Source organism: Frigoribacterium sp. AC759 (assembly GCF_979256015.1).
The window spans coordinates 155,421-175,072 of the sequence record NZ_CEEDMT010000003.1; the positions used below are offsets into that span (position 1 = coordinate 155,421).

Consider the following 19,652-nt stretch of genomic DNA (forward strand, 5'->3'; position numbering starts at 1 on the left):
TCGGCTCGGAGGCCGCGGTGAACGGGGGTGAGCGCCCGCCGGCCGCACCCCTAGGCTCTCGCCATGGAGATACGACCTGCGACCGAATCCGACCTGCCCGGCGTGCTCGAGATCCACGCGGACGCCGTGGCGAACTCGACCGCCATCTGGACGGACGAACCGCCGACCCTCGAGGGGCGACGCGAGTGGCTGACGAACCACTCCGAGGCGGGCCGCGCCGCGCTCGTCGCCGTCGACGGCGACCTCGTCGTGGGCTACGGCAGCTACGGCCCGTTCCACGCGAAGGAGGGCTACCGGCACACCTGCGAGAACAGCGTGTACGTCCGCCCGGGCCATCAGGGGTCGGGCATCGGGCGCAGCCTGCTCGAGACGCTCATCATCGAGGCGACCGCAGACGAGCTGCATGTCATGGTCGCCCTGATCGAGGCCGAGAACGAGGCGTCGGTCGGGCTGCACCGCTCACTCGGCTTCGTCGACGCCGGCGTGCTGCGCGAGGTGGGCACGAAGTTCGGCCGCTGGCTCGATCTGCGCTACATGACCCGCGCGCTCAGCTGACCCGCGCCTCCTGAGCTGCGAGGGCGACGGAGGGCCTCCGGCGCGGCGTCAGTCGCGGGGCTTGTCGAACCGGGCGCCCTCGGGCTTCGGCGCGAGCAGCGTCATGACGAAGACGGCGATCGAGCCGAACGGCACGAGGTACAGGAACTGGAAGAAGCCGCTGAGCCCGACGTCGTGCAGCCGCCGTGCGGTCAGCGAGAGCGTGCCGACGAGCAGCACCAGCCACAGCACGAAGTTGAGGATGACGAGCGGGACGAAGATCGCCAGCGGCGGGTCGGAGACCGCCTGGCCCGAGGCGTCGACCGTGCTGCCGATCGAGGCGACGAGACCGGTGATCGTGATGAGGACGAACGACACGACACCCTGGACGAGCGCGAACCACCAGTACTCGCTGCGACTGGCCCGACCCGAGTAGTCGAAGAACTTGCGGAAGAACCGCGACACGGCCGCGGTGAGCGGGGCGTCGTAGTAGGGGGCCCAGAGCGGCGGCGGACCCTGCATCGCCGACTCGTGCTCACCGGGCTGAGGGGCCTGATAGGCCGGCGGCTGGTCGGGCTGCGGCTCGTAGGGCTTCGGCTGGTACGGCTGCGGCTGCTTGTCGGTCATGGTGTTCCCCCCGGATCGGTGACGCTCGTGCGACAACCGTAGCGCGCCTCCTCGTCGGGGCGACGACGAGAGCCCCCGGCATCCTGAGACGGATGCCGGGGGCTCTCGTGGTCGTGCGGCGGAGGATAGGGGATTCGAACCCCTGAGGGCTTGCACCCAACACGCTTTCCAAGCGTGCGCCATAGGCCACTAGGCGAATCCTCCAGGAGGCGCGGCGGATACCGGCGCGCGACCTCGATCACTCTACCGGATGCGCGCCCGACTCCGTGACGACGGGGCGGCTGCGACGCCCGCGAGCCGTCGCCCGGGGCGCCCACCCGCCCGCACGCCCGCGCCGACGTAGCATCGACGCATGGACTCCCTCGCCTCGTGCCGCGTCGACGCGTGGCTGTGGGCCGTCCGCATCGTCAAGACGCGATCCGCGGCGACGGCGGCCTGCCGCGCCGGGCACGTCCGAGTGGGCGGCGAACGCGTCAAGGCCGCCCAGACGGTGCGACCGGGCGACGAGGTGCGGGTGCGTCTCGGCGGGTTCGAGCGCATCCTCGTCGTGCGCCAGTGCCTCGTGAAGCGGGTCGGCGCGCCGGTCGCGGCCCTGGCGCTCGACGATCTGACTCCCCCGCCGCCCCCTCGCGAGGAGGTCGCCACGGTCGCCGTGCGCGATCGCGGCGCCGGTCGACCGACGAAACGCGAGCGGCGCGAACTGGAGAAGCTGCGCGACCGCTGACCGCCTCCTGCCGATCGGCGGTGATCGGCTCGGATCCGCACGGATCGGTCGGTACGGCCGGGCATCTCCCTCTATGATCGAGATTCCGACGACGCCCGCTTGGGGGCGGGCAGAAGTCGCTGTGAGACCCTCGCGGTCGCACGGAACGGCGTCGTCGACCGAGGGGTGAGCTGATGCCGATCGTCGCGAGAGACGACTACGCCCTGTTCGTCGAGCCTCGACGCTCGGTGGCCGTCAGCGCCATGCTCACGGGCCTCGCGGCGATCGTCCCCGTCGGTGCCGCCCTGCTCTGGCTCACCTGGCCGTCCGGTCTCTGGCCGGTGATCGTGGCTCTCGGCGTCGTCGTGGTCGCCCTCGGTCTCGCCGCCTACCGGCGCTACCGCCTGTCGTTCGCCGCCCTCGACGCCGAGCACTTCGTCAAGCGCGGATGGCTCCCCGGCTCGGTGCGGGTCCGCCGCGATCGGGTCTCCGAGGTCGTGGTGGTCAGCACCTACCTCCCCAACAGCACCGACACGGTGCTGCAGCTGGTGGCCTTCGACGCCGTCGGGGTCCGGCTGTTCCGCATGCGCGGCCACTACTGGCCCGACGAGGCGATCGTCGCCGTGCGCGACGCGCTCGACGTCGCCTCCACCCTCATCGACAAGCCGATGTCGCTCCGCCAGTTCTTCCGGCGGTACCCGCACGCCCGCTACTGGTACGAGGGGCGTCCCGGGCTCACCGTGCCGGTGATCGTCGGCCTCTTCGCGCTGGCCTCGGGTGCGCTCGTGCTCGTCTACGGCACTCTCGCCTGACGCACCGCCGCGCCACCTGTGCTCAACGGCGGCGCAGGGTGCCGAATATCCCCTTGACGACCTCGCGCACGATGGCCCTCCCGGCGCTCGATCCCAGCACGTCGCCGAGCACTCCCCCGCCGCCCTCCCGCGACGACGACCGGGTCCCCGAGGAGGTGCGGGTCGCCGCCCCGCGCCCCGCCCGTCGCCCGGCCGCCGCGCGCTCGGCCCGCTCGAACTCCTTCTGCTGACGTTCGTACTCGGCCTGGGCCGCCTTCCGCTCCCGTTCGGCGGAGGCCGCGGCCTTCGCGTCGGAGCGCTCGCGCGCGGCGGCCTCCTTCAGCTGGGCGTCGATCGTCGTCTGACGAGCCGCGGCGTCGGTGCGTTCGCGGGCGTCGAGCGCGGCGGCCTCGAGCCGGCGGGCCAGCATCTCGCGGGCCGAGTCGCGGTCGATCCCGGCGCCGTAGACCGGCTGCAGCGGCGAGGCCGCCACCGACGCCCGCATCGTGTCGGCCGGTGTGGGCGACATCGATCCGCGCGGCGCCCGGAGGCGGGTCCAGGCGACCGGGCTGGGTGCCCCGCGCTCGTTCATCACGGTGACCACCGCCTCCCCGGTGGCCAGGGTCGTCAGCACCTCGGCGAGGTCGTACTCGCTCGTCGGGTAGGTCGAGACCGTAGCGCGGAGGGCCTTCGCGTCGTCGGGCGTGAACGCGCGCAGCTGGTGCTGCACCCGCGAGCCGAGCTGGGCGAGCACGTCGGCGGGGACGTCCTTCGGGGTCTGGGTCACGAAGACGATGCCGACGCCCTTCGACCGGATCAGCCGGACGGTCTGGACGATCTGCGCCGTGAAGTCCTTCGACGCGTCGGCGAAGAGCAGGTGGGCCTCGTCGAAGAAGAAGACGAGCTTGGGCACGTCGAGGTCGCCGACCTCGGGCAGGTCGTTGTAGAGGTCGGCCAGCAGCCACATCAGGAAGGTCGAGAACAGGGCCGGCCGGTCGTGCACCCCGGGCAGCTCGAGCAGGCTCACCACGCCTCGGCCGTCGGCGGTCGTCCGCAGGAACTCCGCCGTGTCGATCTCGGGCTCGCCGAAGAACGCGTCGGCCCCGCGGTCGGCGAACGTGATCAGCTCGCGGAGGATCACCCCGACGGTCTGCTTGCTCAGACCGCCGAGGCCCTCGAGCTCCCCCTCGCCCTCGTCGCTGGTCAACCAGGTGAGCACCGCCCGCAGATCGGCGAGGTCGAGCAGCGGCAGCCCCTCCTGCTCGGCGTAGTGGAAGACGAGCCCGAGGCTGGACTCCTGCGTGTCGTTGAGGCCGAGCACCTTGCCGAGCAGCAGCGAGCCGAACCCGCTGACCGTGGCACGGACGGGGACGCCCGTGCCGATGCCGCCGAGCGCGAAGTACTCGGTCGGCGTGCCCTCGGGCGACCAGTCCTGACCGATGCCCCGGGTGCGCGCCGAGAGCTTCTCGGAGGGCTCGCCCGGGGTCGCGATCCCCGAGAGGTCGCCCTTGACGTCGGCGGCGAAGACCGGCACGCCCGCAGCCGAGAGCTGCTCGGCCATCACCTGCAGCGTCTTGGTCTTGCCGGTGCCGGTCGCCCCGGCGACGAGTCCGTGCCGGGCGAGCATGCCGAGCGGGATGCGCACGGGCACGTCGGGCAGGGCGTCGCCGTTCACCAGGGCGCCGAGCTCGAGCGCGGGGCCGTCGAAGGCGTACCCGGCACGGACGGCGTCGACCGCCGACGGGGACAGGGGGCCGGTCGACAGCGGGGCCGTCGACAGCGGGCCGGTCGGCGTCGTCGCCGAGGCCGACGTCGAGGCCGACGACTCGGCCGCCTCGCCGGCCGCCGCCTGCACCGTCGACTCGACCCGCTCCTCCTCGACCGCCTGGGCCTCGGCGTCGGCCGCCAGCCGTTCCGCCCGCGCGAGCGCCGCCTCCGCGTCCTGCTTCGCCTTCTCGGCGGCGGCGACCGCGGCGGCGGCCTCCGCCCTGGCCTGCTCGAGTGCGTCCGTCATGGCGTCAGCCTAGGCACGCGGAGGCGCGGAGTCCGGGCGAGTGCGTCCACTGCGGTCGCACCTGCACGCCCGCGTCGGCCGGACCCGCCCGGAACGGGCTCAGGCGCGGCGCTGCCAGACCCAGCCCAGCCCCCGCACGCGCTCCTGCTCGTCGAGCAGCCGGTGCGCGACGGGCGCCCAGAGGACGACTGCCACCCCCGCCCCGATCAGCAGCCCGCCGATGGTGTCGGTCAGCCAGTGCGCGCCGAGGTACGTGCGGCTCAGCAGCATCGCGATCGTGTACAGCACGCCGGCCACCCAGACCCACACGCGGCGGAGGACCACGCCGAGCACGACGGCGAGCGTCGCGGCGTTCGCGGTGTGCCCCGAGGGGAACGACCCGTAGTCGCTGACGACCATGATCTCGGCCGGCCGCGCCCGGCCGAAGGCGTGCTTGACGATCTGCACGACACCGGCGCTGAGCGCGCACGCCGCGATCCAGTAGACGGCCGCCCAGGGGCGTCGACGCAGCAGCAGCAGGGCCATCACCCCCAGGGGCACGACGAAGACGCCGATCACCCCGGCGCCGATCACGTTGAAGACGAGCGAGGGGACGTCCCAGAACGGGTGGCGGTGCTCGACGAGCTCGCCCATGAACTCCTCGTCGATCGCGATGGCGCCCGAGCGAGCCGTGATGACGACTCCGAGCAGCAGCACGACGCCGATGGCGCCCAACGCGCTGAAGACCCACCAGCGTCGCTGGACGCGCCGGGCCACACGTTCTTCGGACGGTGACGCGGGTCTCGGGGCCAGGGGGTCGGTGCGCATCCCCAGAAGGTACCCGCACCGCGGGGGTCGGTGGCCGAGGAGGCACCCGCACCGCGGGGGTCAGTGGCCGAGCGCCGGCACCGTCCGCGGCCGCACCAGCAGCCAGAGGCTCGCGATGGCGACGCACGACGTCGCGATCATCACGCTGCCCATCGGCACCGCCGAGCCGATCCCGAGGAACCCGACCACCGGCGAGATGAGACCGGCCAGTCCGAAGTTCAGCGCGCCGAGCAGCGACGCCGCCGTGCCCGCCTCCTTGCCGTGGTTGGCCAGACCGAGCACCTGGACCTGGGGGAACGAGAACCCGCAGGCCGCGATGAAGAACCAGAGCGGCACGAGGATCCCCACGAGCCCCGCCCCCGCCGAGTCGAGCACGACGATGGCCGTGGCCGACACCAGCAGCACGATCGTCGAGCAGGCGAGGATCCACTGCGGCCCGACGCGGCGGGCGAGCCGCGAGCTGATCTGCACCCCGGCGACGATGCCGAGGGAGTTGACCGCGAAGAGGTAGCCGTACTGCTGCGGATCGAGCCCGTACACGTTCTGGAAGAGGAACGACGAGGCCGACAGATACGAGAACAGGCCCGAGAACGTCATCGCCCCGATCAGGGCCACCCCTACGAAGATGCGATCGCTGAACAGCGCCTTGTACCGCTGCCCCAGCGTCGTGTGCCCGGCCTCGAGCCGGCGGGCCGGCGGCAGCGTCTCGACGATGAGGAAGATCGCGGCGATGATGACGAACGCGCCGTACGCCACGAGGAACACGAAGATGCCGCGCCAGCTGGTGAACCGCAGCAGCTGCGACCCGAGCACGGGGGCGACGATCGGGGCGAGCCCGTTGACCAGCGCGAGACGCGACAGCATCCTGATGAGCGGCAGTCCGCCGAACAGGTCGCGGACGGTGGCCATCGCCACGACCCCGCCGGCCGCGGCCCCCATGCCCTGCAGCACGCGGAACAGCCCGAGCAGCTCGATCGACGGGGCCGCGGCGACCCCGATGCTCGCGAGGATGTGCACGGCCGTCGCGACGATCAGGGGCAGGCGGCGACCGACCTTGTCGCTCCACGGGCCGACCAGCAGCTGACCGACTCCGAAGCCGATGGTGGTCGCCGTGAGGGTCAGCTGGATCACGCCGCTGTCGACCGCGAACTCCTCGCGCAGCTGCGGGAAGGCCGGCAGGTACAGGTCGATCGTGAACGGACCGAGGGCGGTCAGCGCGCCGAGCACGATGACGTAGACGAGGCGCTGACGGCGGGTGAGCGAGTCACCGGGGTGGACGACGGTGGTCACGGGGCTCCGAAACATGAGGACGAGGAGGGGCGGGCGAGCCCGGTGCCCGGCCGCGCCACGGTGCATCGAATCGTTTCGAGCGCACCGCGCGACGGCAGGGGCGGGAGATCACGGGAGGGTGACGGTCGATGCCGATCCACGGACGCCGTCGACGACAAGCGTACCGCGACGACCCCGGGGCGGGACGATGCGCGAGCGGTGCCGCCACGGCGCCCGCCACCGGGTCCGCCGGGAGGACGCCAAGGTCTAGGCTCGGGTCAGTCCGGCGCGGCCGGGCCCCGCACCGCGCCACAGGAGGCCCCCATGGTCGACGCCCGAATCGTCCAGACGACCCGATCGCTGCACACGGCGATCGTCGAGCTCGCGTCGAACCAGCCCGTCTCGGGCATCACCGTCGCCGACGTGACCCGGGCCGCAGGCATCAACCGGGCCACCTTCTACAGCCACGCCACCTCGCCGGGCAGTCTTCTCGCCTCCGTGCTGACCCCCGAGCTCGACGCCATCCGCCGCGACGACGCCGACCTGCGCGCGCGGCCGGGCGCCGACCCCGAGGCCGTGACGCGGCTCGCCGTCGAGAGGGTCGTCGACCACGTCGTGCGCTACCGCGACGTGTACCGTCTCGCACTGCCCGACCGGCTCGACGCGTCGATCCACCAGACCCTCGCCGAGCACTTCGCCACGACGTCGCTCGCCCACATCGAGGCACTGCCCGCGGGCACGGCGCCCGACGGCATCGCGCCGCACATCGCCTCGGGCTTCTTCGCGCACGCCCTCGTCGGCGCCATCGAGGCGTGGCTCGGCGGCCGCCGCACGAGCCGACGGACGCTGCTCGACACCATCACGTCGATGATCCCGGCCTGGTGGCACTGACCGCTCCGTCGCCTTCCCCCGGCACGGCGAACGTCGCCGGCCCGAGACGCAGCGCCCCGCTCGTCAGAGGCTCGCAGCGGATGCCGCCCCGACCGCGCAGGGCCCGGAACGCCCCCGGCGCCAGCACGACGTCCATCCATGCGCAGGGGTTGGCGGGGCGGTTCGCCCGCAGCAGCACCGGCCCATCCCCCGAGTCGATCGAGAACGTGAGACCGGTCAGCGCATCGACGTCGACGCCGCGCAGCACGATGTTCCGCCGTGTCGCCGCGGCGTCCAGGGGCCCGGAGCCGAGGAGGCGCGCGACGGTCTCGAGGGACTCCGCCGCGAACACGGTCACCGACGCCGCCCGATGGGCGGGTCTCGCGAAGTAGCGGTCGCCGACCACGCCGAGGCCGGCCCGCAGCTCGAGCCGGTCGTGCGTCTCGACCCCGGTCGCCGGCTCGGGTCCGTCGGACGGTCGCCCGACGTAGCGGGAGCGGGGCGACGCGAGCAGCAGCTCGACCGTCACGCTCGTGACCGTGCCGACCCGCGCCTCCTCGTGCATCCGATCACGATAGCGAGTCCGGGTACGGCGAGAGCCGACCGCCCTGACGGACGATCGGCTCTCGGGTGGTGCGGTGGTGCGGTGGTGCGGTGCTGCGATTACTTGGTCAACGGGCCCAGCGTGGGGTCGTTGGCGTAGGCCTCGGCGGCGTTGTCCTTGGTGACGATCTGCGGGGGCAGGAGGTACGCGGGGACGACCTTCGAGCCGTTGTCGTACGACTCGTCGTCGTTCGTCTCGGCGGTGTCGCCCTCGGAGACCGAGGTGACCATGGCGACGGCCTGCTTGACCAGGTTGCGGGTGTCCTTGTTGATCGTCGAGTACTGCTCGCCGGCCATGATCGACTTGACGGACTCGACCTCGGAGTCCTGACCGGTGACGACGGGGACGTCCTTGCCGGCCTGCTTCACCGAGGTGATGATGGCGCGGGCGAGGGTGTCGTTCGGGCTCAGCACGCCGTCGAGCTCGGTGTCGGTGTAGGTGCTGGTCAGCAGCGAGTCCATGCGGCGCTGGGCGTTCTCGGCCTTCCAGCCGTCGGTCGCGGTCTGCTTGATCTCGGTCTGACCCGAGCCGACGACGACGGTGCCGTCGTCGATGGCCGGCTGCAGCACGCTCATGGCGCCGTCGAAGAACACGGCCGAGTTGGCGTCGTCGGACGAGCCGGAGAACAGCTCGATGTTGTACGGGCCCTCGGCCTTCTTGGCGGCCATGCCGTCGAGCAGGGCCTGGCCCTGGAGCTCGCCGACCTTGAAGTTGTCGTACGCGACGTAGTAGTCGACGTCTTCGGTGTTGAGGATCAGACGGTCGTAGGCGATCACGATCGCGCCGGCGTCGTGCGCCGCCTTGACCTGCGTGCCGAGCTGACCGCCGTCGGCCGCGCCGATGACGATGACCTTCGCACCCTTGGTGACCATCGACTGGATCTGCTCCTGCTGGTTCGCCACGGTGCCGCTGGCCGCTGCGTACTGCACGTCGGGCTCGAAGCCCGCCGCCTCGAGGTCCTCGTTGAAGAGGTCGCCGGCCAGGACCCAGTTCTCACTGGTCTTGGCAGGCAGGGCGACGCCGACGATCGAGCCCTGCTCGAAGCCGGAGGCGGCGTCGCCGGAACCGGCGTCGGTGCGGGCGGAGTTCGAGCAGCCGCTCAGGATCAGCGTCGTTGCTGCGGCGACCGCCATGGTCGCCAGCGCGATTTTGCGCATGCTGTGTCTCTTTCTCGTGAGTGAGGTGGTGCGGGTGGGCCGCCGAGCGGCGGTCCGAGGGAGGCGCGACCGGCCGTCGATGGACGGTCGCGCTGGGAAGCGGGTCTAGTTGGGGGTCGTCGAGTTCGGACGCTGCACGTCGGTCACGTCGCCGTTGGGGGTGAGGACGGGGCTCGCGGAGTCCGTCGAGGGCCCGACGCCGTTCTGCGTGCCGGCCGCGGACTGGGTGGCGGCCGGTGCCGCGACGCCGTTCTTGTCGCGGTTCAGCCCCCGGGTCAGGAAGCCCGTGATGGACGGGCGGCCCTGGCTCTTGTTGTAGACGTCGACGGCCACGGCGATCAGCAGCACGAGGCCCTTGATCATCTGCACCTTGTCGGAGCCGACGCCGAGCAGCTGGAGACCGTTGTTCAGCACGGCGATGACGAAGCCACCGACGATCGATCCGGTCACGGTGCCGATCCCGCCGGCGACGGCCGCGCCGCCGATGAAGACCGACGCGATGGCGTCGAGCTCCCAGTTCAGGCCGTCCTGCGGGCCGGAGGCCCCGGCACGGGCGACGTAGATCATGCCCGCCACGGCGGCGAGCACCGACATGTTCATCATGACCAGGAAGTTCACCCGGCGGGCGTTGACGCCCGACAGCTCGGCGGCGTGCGAGTTGCCGCCGACCGCGTAGATGTGACGACCGAAGATCGTGTTCTGGGTGATGAAGCCGTAGACCAGAACGAGCACGCCGAGGATGATGCCCGAGATCGGGAAGGACGTTCCGACCCGGCCGCCGCCGAAGAGCGTGGCCGCGTACAGGATGATCGCGACGAGCACGGCGACCTTGACGAGGCTGACCCACATCGGCGCCATGTCGGAGCCCATGGCCTGCTGCTTGCGACGCAGGCGGAACTCGCGCCAGACGACGACGGCTGCGAGGACGAGACCGAGCAGCAGGGTCGCGTTGTTGTACCCGGTGTTCGGGCCGAACTCGGGCAGGTAGCCGGCGCCGATGACCGTGTAGCCCTCGGGGACGGGCAGCGTGACCGCGTTGCCGACGAACTGGTTCGCACCGCGGAAGAGCAGCATGCCCGCCAGCGTCACGATGAACGCGGGCACCCCGACGTAGGCGACCCAGAAGCCCTGCCAGGCGCCGATCGCCGCACCGACCACCAGGCCGAAGACGATGGCGACGGGCCACGGGAAGTTCCAGGTGGTCATCGAGGTCGCGACCATGATGCCGACGAACGCGGCGACCGAGCCGACCGAGAGGTCGATGTGGCCGGCGACGATGACCATGACCATGCCGATCGCGAGGATCAGGATGTACGAGTACTGGCTGACCAGGGCGATCAGGTTGGGCGGGTCGAGGGTGAGTCCGCCCGTGAGGACCTGGAAGATCAGGATGGCGACCACCAGGGTCGCGATCATCCCGAACTGGCGGGCGTTCGACTGGTTGCCGCCGAACACCTTCTTCAGGTCTTTGATGCCACTCATGCGGCGTTCTCCTTCTTCTTGGACGTCATTGTTCTCATCAGCGTCTCGGCGTCGGCCTCGGACGCGTCGATCTCGTTCGTGACGGTGCCCTCGAAGATCGTGTAGATCCGATCCGAGAGACCGAGCAGCTCGGGCAGCTCGGACGAGATCACGATGACGCCCTTACCCTGGGCCGCGAGCTGGTTGATGATGTTGTAGATCTCGAACTTCGCGCCCACGTCGATGCCGCGGGTCGGTTCGTCGAGGATGAGGATGTCGGGGTCGGTGAACATCCACTTCGCCAGCACGACCTTCTGCTGGTTGCCGCCCGAGAGCTTCGCGACGCCCTCGTCGACGGTCGGCGTCTTCACGCGGAGGCTCTTGCGGTAGTCCTCGGCGATCGTGTGCTCCTGGTAGCGGTCGACGACCGAGCCCCGCGAGATCTTCGACAGCTTCGCCGACACCGTCGAGCGCTTGATGTCGTCGAGCAGGTTGAGCCCGAGCACCTTGCGGTCTTCGGAGACGTAGGCGAGCCCGTTGTCGATCGCGTCGCGCACGTTCTTGATCTCGATCTCGCGACCGTCCTTCACGATCGTGCCCGAGACGAACTGCCCGTACGAGCGTCCGAAGACGCTCATCGCGAGCTCGGTGCGACCGGCGCCCATCAGCCCGGCGAGACCGACGATCTCGCCGCGACGCACCGTGATGTTCGACCCCTTGCAGACGAAGCGCTCGGCGGTCTGCGGGTGACGCACCCACCAGTCCTTGACCTCGAAGAGCACGTCGCCGATCTTGGGGGTGCGGTCGGGGAACCGGCTCGCCAGGTTGCGGCCGACCATGCCGCGGATGATGCGGTCCTCGTTGACGCCGTCGGCCTTGACGTCCAGGGTCTCGATCGTCTTGCCGTCTCGGATGATCGTGATCGAGTCGGCGATGGCCTCGATCTCGTTGAGCTTGTGGCTGATCATGATCGACGCGATGCCGCGGCCCTTGAGCCCGCGGATGAGGTCGAGCAGGTGCTGGGAGTCCGCCTCGTTCAGCGCGGCCGTCGGCTCGTCGAGGATGAGCAGCTTGACGTTCTTGTTCAGCGCCTTGGCGATCTCGACGAGCTGCTGCTTGCCGACGCCGAGGTTCTTGATGGCGGTGTCGGGGTCGTCCTTCAGGCCGACCCGGGCGAGCAGGTCGATGGCGCGCAGCTTGGCGGTCGACCAGTCGATGGCGCCGAAGCGCGTGGGCTCGTTGCCGAGGAAGATGTTCTCGGTGATCGAGAGCTCGGGGATCAGCGCCAGCTCCTGATGGATGATCACGATGCCGGCCGACTCGCTCGACTTGATGTCGCGGAAGCGCATCTCGTCGCCCTGGTAGACGATGTCGCCGGTGTAGGTGCCGTACGGGTAGACACCCGAGAGGACCTTCATCAGGGTCGACTTGCCAGCGCCGTTCTCGCCGCAGATCGCATGGACCTCGCCGGCCCGGACCTGCATCGACACCGCGTCGAGGGCCTTGACGCCGGGGAACTCCTTCGTGATGCCGCGCATCTCGAGGATGATCGGGGACTCAGCCACGCGCGCCACCCCCGCGGGTTCCGCTCGTCGTGATGTGTGCACCGGGCACGCTGACCTCCACGTTTCGACTTCTCTGTCGGTCCGCCGCTCCCTGAGGGCGTGGCGGGCACTGTCTGTTCGGCGTCGGGCGGCGACCCGCACCAGAGGCTCCGGATCGTTGCGGTGACTGAATGTGACCGTTCACACCGCGACTGGAGCAAAGCTAATCCTGAGAAAGCCCCGTGTCAAACGCCGTGGCCGATCTGTTATGAAGCGGTGCCGAGCCGGTCGACGGTCGGGCCGCGGACAGGCCGCCGAGGAGGCGCGACGACGCTCCCCGCACCCCTCCCGTCACAGGAACCACGGCCGGTCGGTCGAGGCGCGGACGATCAGCTCGGCGGCCAGCAGGGTGCGGTCGATCACCTCGTGCCCCTCGAGTTCGCCGATGACGAGCTCGACCGCGCGACGCCCGATCAGGTCGAAGTCCTGCCGGACGGTCGTGAGCGGGGGCCACAGGTGCGCCGCCGTGGGCGCGTCGTCGAAGCCGACGACGCTGACCTCGCGCGGGACGTCCACGTCCGCCTCGCGGAAGGCGTGCAGCAGCCCGACGGCCATCAGGTCGTTCGCCGCGAACACGGCCGTGAAGTCGCGGCGCCGCAGCAGCTCCTTGCCGGCGAGGTAGCCGAAGTCCGCCGTCAGGTCGCCGAGGATGGGCGGCTCGATCGAGAGCTCCGCCTCGCCCATCTCGAACAGGAACCCCTGCATGCGCTCGTCCGCCTCGATCCAGTCCTGCGGGCCGGCGACGTGGACGATGTGGCGGTGACCGAGGTCGATGAGGTGCCGGGTGGCCAGGCGGGCGCCGGCGAACTGGTCGACCGACAGGCTGTGCGCCCGATTGCGCTGCGTCGAGTCGAGGGCGACGATCGGCACGTCGAGGTCGAGCTCGTCGATGACGTCGAAGAACTTGCGCTGCGGCGCGATGACGATGATCGCCTCGACCGCCTGACTGGTCAGCAGGTCGAGGCTCGCGCGGACGTCGTCGTCGGCTCGCGTCGTGCTGGCGATGCTCAGCCGGTAGCCGGCCGCCCTCGCCTCCGCCTCGACCGCGTTGACCATCGTCTGCGGGCCGAAGTGGACGTTCTGCAGGGTGAGCACGCCGATGGCGCGCGAACGGCTGGTCACGAGGGCCCGGGCCGCCTGGTTCGGGCGGTAGCCGACCTGCTCGATCACGTCGAGGACGCGCTGCCGTGTCGCCGGGCGGATGCTCGGGCTGTCGTTGAGGACCCGGGAGACGGTCTGATACGAGACGCCGGCCAGAGCGGCGACGTCACGGATGTTGGGAGCACGCACCTTGTCGATGTCAGGCTTCACCGTGGCTCCGTCGCTCTGTCACGAGCGGTGTGACCGTACACATCGCTGTCTGCAGACCATTATGCAGTTCTGCGGGCCGCGTCTCGACCACGGGACGACGACGGCAGGAGGCGCGGTTCACGTCCGTCGAGGCACCGCGCGCCCGCTGAGCACCAGCGCCAGCAGCGCCACGGTCGAGCCGATCGCGAAGCAGGCGGCGAACGCGTACGGGCTCGACGCCCCGCCGAGCAGGCCGAAAGCGCCGCCGGCCACGGCGAGCGCCACGGCCGAGCCCGCCGAGTCGGAGATCGTCAGGGCGGAGCTGTTGAAGCCCCGGTCGGACCCGGTCGACAGCGCCAGCGTCAGCACCGAGAACCGCGGGTACATGAAGCCCATGCCGAACCCGGCGAGGGTCCAGGTGGCGATGAGCGCACCCGGCGCGAGACCGAGGAGCGGGGTGAGCGTGGCGACCACGAGTCCGCCGAGCACGAGCACGATGCCGATGCGGATGCCCGTCCGCTGCGGGACCCGCTCGCCGAGGCGCCCCTGACTCCAGCTCGCGAGGGCCCAGCCGAGCGCCCCCGCCGTCAGAGCGGTGCCCGACGCGGACGAGCTGAAGCCGTAGCGATCCTGGAGGAGGTAGGGGATGTAGACCTCGCTGGCGAGGAACGCCGCCCCGACGAGACCGCGGAGGAGCACCAGGGTCGGGAGACCGGCGCGAGCACGCAGGGTGCCGGGCGGCAGCAGCGGACGCAGGGCGATCGCGAGGGCGGCCACGGCGGCTACGACCACGGCCACCGCGACGGCCGGCTCGAACTCGTCGACGAGGTTCAGCGCCAGGACCCCGAGTGCGGCGCCCACCGCCCAGAGGATCCGTTGCGGACTCCAGGGCACGGCGCCCCTGCCGTCGGCGCGGTCGGGCGGCGGGACCCGTCGGAGGCTCGGCAGGATCATCACGAAGGCGGGCACGGCCAGCACGACCGCCCCGACGAAGACCCAGTGCCAGCTGAGGCTCTCGGCGACGAGACCGGCGATCAGCGGGCCCACGAGCGCCGGGACGACCCAGGCGGCGGCGAACCCCGCGAAGATCGACGGGTGCAGAGCCGGCGGGTAGAGCCGCGCGACCATGACGTAGAGGCCGACGATCACCGCGCCCGACCCGAGCCCCTGCACGAGTCGCCCGAACAGGAAGACCGTCATGTCGGGGGCCGCGCCCACGACGAGCAGACCGACCGCGAAGAGCAGCATCGACGCGATGACCACGACCCGGGGGCCGCTCCGGTCGGCCCAGTTGCCGGCGACCACCATGCCGACCAGACCGGTCGCGAGCGGTGCCGCGAAGCTGAGCGAGTACAGGCTCTCGCCGTCGAGGTCGGCGCTGACGATCGGCATGATCGTCGTGACGGCGAGCGACTCGAACGCGGCGATGCCGATCAGCGCGCACATGCCGAGCGTCGCCAGCAGATACCGCCGGCTGAGGACCCCCTCGGGGCGGGTGCTCAGTGCGACGTCGGACATCCCCCCACCCTAGGCCGCGCCTCCCGCGCTCTCCGCCCCTCCGCGTCGAGGAGTCACGACTCGCCGTGGCGCGGGAGAACGGCGCGGTATGTCGCGACTCCTCGACGGAGAGACGGAGGAGGAGGAGGAGGAGGAAGCGCGGAGCCGAGGAGGCGCAGGTCGACTAGTCGGACGTGGCCCGGTCGAGCGCCTGCAGCACGTCGGCGAGCAGGTCGTCGACGTCCTCGATGCCGACCGAGAGACGGACGACGGTCTCGGGGACCTCGAGCTCGGTGCCGCGCACCGACGCATGCGTCATCTCGGTCGGGTAGCCGATCAGCGACTCGACGCCGCCGAGGGACTCCGCCAGCTGGAAGAGCTCGGTCGACTCGGCGAAGAGACGTGCGACGGACGGCCCGGCGGCCAGCGAGACGGAGATCATGCCGCCGAAGGCCCTCATCTGGCGTGCCGCGATGTCGTGCCCGGGGTGCGAGGCGAGACCCGGGTAGTAGACGCGGTCGACGGCGGCGTGCCCCTCGAGCGCGTCCGCGATGGTCGCGGCGTTCGACGAGTGACGGTCGACGCGGACTCCGAGGGTCTTGATGCCGCGGACGGTCAGCCAGGCCTCCATCGGAGCCGACACCGCGCCCGCGCCGAACTGCAGGAAACCGATCTTGTCGGCGAGCGCCTCGTCGTCGACGACGACCGCTCCCCCGACGACGTCGGAGTGACCGCCGATGTACTTCGTCGTCGAGTGCACGACGGCGTCGGCCCCGAGCGACAGGGGCTGCTGCAGGTAGGGCGACGCGAAGGTGTTGTCGACGACGACGAGGGCGCCCGCCGCGTGGCCGATCTCGGCGAGCGCCGTGACGTCGCTGATCTTCATCAGCGGGTTGCTGGGGGTCTCGACCCAGAGCACGGCGGTCTCGCCGGGGCGCACCGCGGCGCGCACGGCGTCGAGGTCGGTCATCTCGACGGTCTCGAGCACGACGCCCCACGGCACGTGCAGCCGGTTCACCAGGCGGTGGGTGCCGCCGTAGACGTCGTTGCCCATGACGATGCGCGAACCGGGGCGCAGGACGGACCGCAGCAGCGCGTCTTCAGCCGCGAGACCCGAGGCGAAGCTGAACGCGTGGCTGCCGCCCTCGAGGTCGGCGAGCAGGGTCTGCAGCGAGTCGCGGGTCGGGTTGGCCGACCGGGCGTACTCGTACCCGCCCCGGAACCCGCCGATGCCGTCTTGCACGAACGTCGACGACTGGTAGATGGGCGGGACGACGGCACCGGTGGTGGGGTCGAAGTCCTGACCGCTGTGGATGGCGCGGGTGGAGAAGCCGTGGGTCATGCGGGTGTCCTTTCGAAGGGGACTGCGTTGCGGAGGTGCCTGGATCAGGCGGAGACGAAGGCGAGCACGTCGTGGCGGGTGATGACGCCCACCGGCTTGCCGTCGTCGGTGACGAGCAGCGCGTCGGTCGACTCGAGGGCGGTGCGCGCGGCGGTGACCGACTCGTTGATGCCGATCAGCGGCAGGGGCTCGCCGACGAACGGCGCGAGGGCGTCGCCCATCGTCGCTCCCCCGGCGAAGAGCGCCTCGAGCAGGGACTTCTCCTCGATGGCGCCCACCACCTCGCCGATCACGACGGGGGGCTCGGCCGAGAGCACCGGCATCTGCGAGACGCCGTAGGTGGTCATGATGCCGATCACGTCGTGGACGGTGTCGCTCGGGTGGGCGTGGACCAGCTCGGGCAGCGAACCGGTCTTCGACGCGAGCAGGTCGCGCACCGTGCGCTCGTCGGTGCTGTCCGAGAAGCCGTACGAGCGCATCCACGCGTCGTTGAAGATCTTGCCCAGGTAGCCGCGGCCGCTGTCGGGCAGCAGCACGACGACGACGTCGTCCGGTCCGAGCTCGCGGGCGACGTCGAGGGCGGCGGCCACGGCCAACCCGGACGAACCGCCGACGAGCAGCCCCTCCTCGCGGGCGAGGCGCCGGGTCAGCTCGAACGACCGGGCGTCGGAGGCGGCGATGATGCGGTCGACGACGCTCGGGTCGTAGGCGCTCGGCCAGAAGTCCTCGCCGACGCCCTCGAGCAGGTAGGGCCGCCCGGTGCCGCCGCTGTAGACGCTGCCCTCGGGATCGGCCCCGACGATCTGCACCGCGCCTCCTGAGATCTCCTTGAGGTAGCGACCGGTGCCGCTGATGGTGCCGCCGGTGCCGACGCCGGCGACGAAGTGCGTGATGCGCCCGTCGGTGTCGCGCCAGATCTCGGGCCCGGTCGTCTCGTAGTGGCTGAGCGGGCCGTTCGGGTTGGCGTACTGGTTCGGCTTGAAGGCCCCGGGGATCTCCCGGGCGAGGCGGTCGGAGACGCTGTAGTACGACTCGGGGCTGGTGGGCTCGACGGCGGTCGGGGTGACGACGATCTCGGCGCCGTAGGCCTTCAGCACGTTCCGCTTGTCGTCGCCGACCTTGTCGGGCAGCACGAAGACGCAGCGGTAGCCCCGCTGCTGCGCGACGAGGGCGAGCCCGACGCCCGTGTTCCCGCTGGTGGGCTCGACGATGGTGCCGCCGGGCTTCAGCAGACCCTCGCGCTCGGCGGCGTCGATGATGCGGGTGGCGATGCGGTCCTTCGACGAGCCGCCGGGGTTCAGGTACTCGACCTTGACCAGCACGGTCGCCGTGATGCCCTCGGTCACCTTGTTGAGCTTGACGAGCGGGGTGTCGCCCACCAGGTCGAGGACGGTCTCGGCGTACTTCACGAAGGCTCCGGTTCTCCGCCTCCGTCGTGGGGTGCGGATTCGAGGTGACGGGCTCGGGTCGCGCCGGTGGCGACCAGGCGTCGAGTCTATCGAGGCGCCCTGCGACTGTTACGGGGCGAGACCCGCGGGGTCTCGGGCGACGGGTGTCGGACGCCCGGACGGTGCAGACACTGCACGCTGTGACCTTCCTTTCAGCGTCGTGTGACCGAGAATGGGACGGCTACTCCGATGTCACATCGGCCCCTTCTCACGACAGGACCTCACATGGCCAACGGCAACAACGACAAGCCCTCGGTCAAGCAGCAGCGCGACGCGCGGCGTCAGGAGAAGGTCGCCGCGCTCAAGAAGCAGCAGGAGAGGGCGAAGCGCAACCGCCTGATCGGCATCGTGACCGGCTCCGTCGCCGGTCTGGCCGTGATCGGCATCGTCGTCGCCTTCGTCGTCACCAGCGGGCAGCCGCGCGAGAACCCGCGCGACATCGTCGTCGAGGGGGCCCAGACCTTCTCCGACCTGACCGCGAACCACGTCACCGGCCCGGTCGACTACGCCCAGACCCCTCCGGCGGGCGGCGACCACAACCAGATCTGGCTGAACTGCGGCGTCTACACCGAGCCGGTGCCCAACGAGAACGCCGTCCACGACCTCGAGCACGGCGCCGTCTGGTTCACCTACGACCCCGCTCAGGTGAGCGAGGCCGAGATCGAGGAGCTCCGCGACTTCGCGCCCAGCACCTACGCCGTCGTCTCGCCCTACGAGGGCCTCGACTCCCCCATGTACGTCTCCGCGTGGGGCGCGCAGCTGCCGTTCGCCAACGTGACCGACGACGAGGAGTCCGTCTCCGACTTCGTCACCAAGTACTGGAAGTCCGGCGACGCCCCCGAGCCCGGCGCCCCCTGCACCGGCGGTGTCGACGGAGCAGGCAAGATCGCGTGACCGACGCCGACCGTGGCGGTACCGGGGCGGGCGTCGTCGACCCGACCCGTGCCTCCCGGGGTCGCCGCATCCGGTTCGTGGTCGCCGCGGCCCTCAGCATCGCCCTCGTGCTGCTGATCGGCATCGCCGTCGGTCGGCTCAGCTCGCCGAACCCGGTCACGCCCGGCACCGAGAGCGTCGAAGCGGGCTTCTCGCGCGACATGCAGGTGCACCACGAGCAGGCCGTGCGGATGGCCATGATCGTCCGCGACCGCACCGACGACCCGGCGACCCGCTCGATGGCCTACGACATGGCGCTGACGCAGTCGCAGCAGGCCGGGCAGATGTTCGCCTGGCTCGAGCTCTGGGGGGTGCCGCAGGCCCCCTCCGAACCGACCATGACCTGGATGTCGCGGCCGACCCTCGACGGTTCGTACGGCGACCACGAGCACACCCCGTCCGGAGGCGCGGGCGGCTCGGCCACGCCGGTCGCCACCCACGAACCCGGCGGTCCGATGCCGGGGCTCGCCACCGACGAGCAGCTCGCCGCGCTCGAGGCGGCCAGCGGCGTCGAGGCCGAGCGCATGTTCCTGACCCTGATGATCGCCCACCACCGCGGCGGGGTCGAGATGGCCGACGCCGTGCTCGCCCGCAGTGAGAACCGTCAGGTGCGGGTCTTCGCCACCGGCATGGTGCAGAGCCAGGAGAGCGAGATCGACGCGATGGAGGACATGCTCGCCGAACGCGAGTAGGCCGGCGCC

At 71.0% G+C, this 19,652-nt stretch carries 18 protein-coding genes and 1 tRNA gene; 6 read left to right on the forward strand and 13 right to left on the reverse strand.

The features are described 5' to 3' along the window. Positions 1–63: 63 nt before the first annotated feature. Entirely contained in the window at positions 64–555 is a 492-nt protein-coding gene (locus tag ACZ6JE_RS05190; protein ID WP_464318362.1) for an N-acetyltransferase family protein, read from the forward strand. 48 nt (positions 556–603) lie between these two features. On the opposite strand, the gene ACZ6JE_RS05195 is transcribed toward ACZ6JE_RS05190, so the two are convergent. Beyond that, complete coding sequence (locus tag ACZ6JE_RS05195) at positions 604–1,161, reverse strand: DUF805 domain-containing protein (protein WP_464318363.1); 558 nt, start codon at positions 1,159–1,161, stop codon at positions 604–606. Between the two features lie 119 nt (positions 1,162–1,280). Further along, positions 1,281–1,365 (reverse strand) — tRNA-Ser (locus tag ACZ6JE_RS05200). Between the two features lie 148 nt (positions 1,366–1,513). Between ACZ6JE_RS05200 and ACZ6JE_RS05205 the strand changes: the two genes are divergently transcribed. Both ACZ6JE_RS05205 and ACZ6JE_RS05210 read left to right on the forward strand, forming a co-directional pair. Then, positions 1,514–1,885 (forward strand): RNA-binding S4 domain-containing protein, encoded by a 372-nt coding sequence (locus tag ACZ6JE_RS05205; protein ID WP_192058713.1) that lies wholly within the window; start codon positions 1,514–1,516, stop codon positions 1,883–1,885. A 173-nt stretch (positions 1,886–2,058) separates the two neighbouring features. Beyond that, on the forward strand, positions 2,059–2,676 hold the full coding sequence (locus ACZ6JE_RS05210; protein ID WP_243215387.1) for a hypothetical protein: 618 nt from the start codon (positions 2,059–2,061) through the stop codon (positions 2,674–2,676). A gap of 22 nt (positions 2,677–2,698) precedes the next feature. Here ACZ6JE_RS05210 and ACZ6JE_RS05215 read toward each other — a convergent pair whose 3' ends face one another. From ACZ6JE_RS05215 to ACZ6JE_RS05225, 3 genes are all read right to left on the reverse strand, one after another. Beyond that, positions 2,699–4,669: a helicase HerA-like domain-containing protein gene (locus tag ACZ6JE_RS05215; protein ID WP_464318364.1), complete on the reverse strand. Its 1,971-nt coding sequence runs from the start codon at positions 4,667–4,669 to the stop codon at positions 2,699–2,701. A gap of 99 nt (positions 4,670–4,768) precedes the next feature. After that, the gene (locus ACZ6JE_RS05220; RefSeq protein WP_243214806.1) at positions 4,769–5,476 is read right to left on the reverse strand and encodes a phosphatase PAP2 family protein; all 708 of its coding nucleotides are present in this window, start codon (positions 5,474–5,476) and stop codon (positions 4,769–4,771) included. 60 nt (positions 5,477–5,536) lie between these two features. Continuing rightward, positions 5,537–6,781: a multidrug effflux MFS transporter gene (locus tag ACZ6JE_RS05225; RefSeq protein ID WP_192058721.1), complete on the reverse strand. Its 1,245-nt coding sequence runs from the start codon at positions 6,779–6,781 to the stop codon at positions 5,537–5,539. 288 nt (positions 6,782–7,069) lie between these two features. On the opposite strand from ACZ6JE_RS05225, the gene ACZ6JE_RS05230 reads away from it, so the two are divergent. Continuing rightward, positions 7,070–7,636 (forward strand): TetR/AcrR family transcriptional regulator, encoded by a 567-nt coding sequence (locus tag ACZ6JE_RS05230; RefSeq protein WP_464318365.1) that lies wholly within the window; start codon positions 7,070–7,072, stop codon positions 7,634–7,636. Here ACZ6JE_RS05230 and ACZ6JE_RS05235 read toward each other — a convergent pair. From ACZ6JE_RS05235 to ACZ6JE_RS05270, 8 genes are all read right to left on the reverse strand, one after another. Then, positions 7,605–8,180: an MOSC domain-containing protein gene (locus tag ACZ6JE_RS05235; protein ID WP_464318366.1), complete on the reverse strand. Its 576-nt coding sequence runs from the start codon at positions 8,178–8,180 to the stop codon at positions 7,605–7,607. The genes ACZ6JE_RS05230 and ACZ6JE_RS05235 overlap by 32 nt on opposite strands. Before the next feature lie 98 nt (positions 8,181–8,278). Continuing rightward, positions 8,279–9,376, reverse strand: a complete 1,098-nt coding sequence (locus ACZ6JE_RS05240) for a substrate-binding domain-containing protein (protein WP_192058728.1) — start codon at positions 9,374–9,376, stop codon at positions 8,279–8,281. 105 nt (positions 9,377–9,481) lie between these two features. Continuing rightward, positions 9,482–10,849, reverse strand: coding sequence for a multiple monosaccharide ABC transporter permease (gene mmsB, locus ACZ6JE_RS05245; RefSeq protein WP_243214811.1), 1,368 nt, complete (start codon positions 10,847–10,849; stop codon positions 9,482–9,484). 5 nt (positions 10,850–10,854) lie between these two features. Continuing rightward, positions 10,855–12,375: a multiple monosaccharide ABC transporter ATP-binding protein gene (gene mmsA / locus ACZ6JE_RS05250; RefSeq protein ID WP_243214810.1), complete on the reverse strand. Its 1,521-nt coding sequence runs from the start codon at positions 12,373–12,375 to the stop codon at positions 10,855–10,857. Positions 12,376–12,732: 357 nt separating this feature from the next. After that, positions 12,733–13,752 (reverse strand): LacI family DNA-binding transcriptional regulator, encoded by a 1,020-nt coding sequence (locus tag ACZ6JE_RS05255; protein WP_464318367.1) that lies wholly within the window; start codon positions 13,750–13,752, stop codon positions 12,733–12,735. Positions 13,753–13,869: 117 nt separating this feature from the next. Then, a complete protein-coding gene (locus tag ACZ6JE_RS05260) occupies positions 13,870–15,249 on the reverse strand; it encodes an MFS transporter (RefSeq protein WP_464318368.1) in 1,380 nt (459 codons plus the stop codon). A 163-nt stretch (positions 15,250–15,412) separates the two neighbouring features. Beyond that, a complete protein-coding gene (locus ACZ6JE_RS05265; RefSeq protein WP_464318369.1) occupies positions 15,413–16,570 on the reverse strand; it encodes a cystathionine gamma-synthase in 1,158 nt (385 codons plus the stop codon). A 44-nt stretch (positions 16,571–16,614) separates the two neighbouring features. Then, entirely contained in the window at positions 16,615–17,979 is a 1,365-nt protein-coding gene (locus ACZ6JE_RS05270; protein ID WP_320477849.1) for a cystathionine beta-synthase, read from the reverse strand. A 264-nt stretch (positions 17,980–18,243) separates the two neighbouring features. Here ACZ6JE_RS05270 and ACZ6JE_RS05275 point away from each other — a divergent pair, with 264 nt between their 5' ends. Together ACZ6JE_RS05275 and ACZ6JE_RS05280 are read left to right on the forward strand one after the other, a co-directional pair. Beyond that, on the forward strand, positions 18,244–18,912 hold the full coding sequence (locus ACZ6JE_RS05275; RefSeq protein WP_464318370.1) for a DUF3105 domain-containing protein: 669 nt from the start codon (positions 18,244–18,246) through the stop codon (positions 18,910–18,912). Then, positions 18,909–19,643 (forward strand): DUF305 domain-containing protein, encoded by a 735-nt coding sequence (locus ACZ6JE_RS05280; RefSeq protein WP_192058744.1) that lies wholly within the window; start codon positions 18,909–18,911, stop codon positions 19,641–19,643. Before ACZ6JE_RS05275 ends, ACZ6JE_RS05280 begins: the two co-directional genes overlap by 4 nt. Positions 19,644–19,652 lie beyond the last annotated feature (9 nt).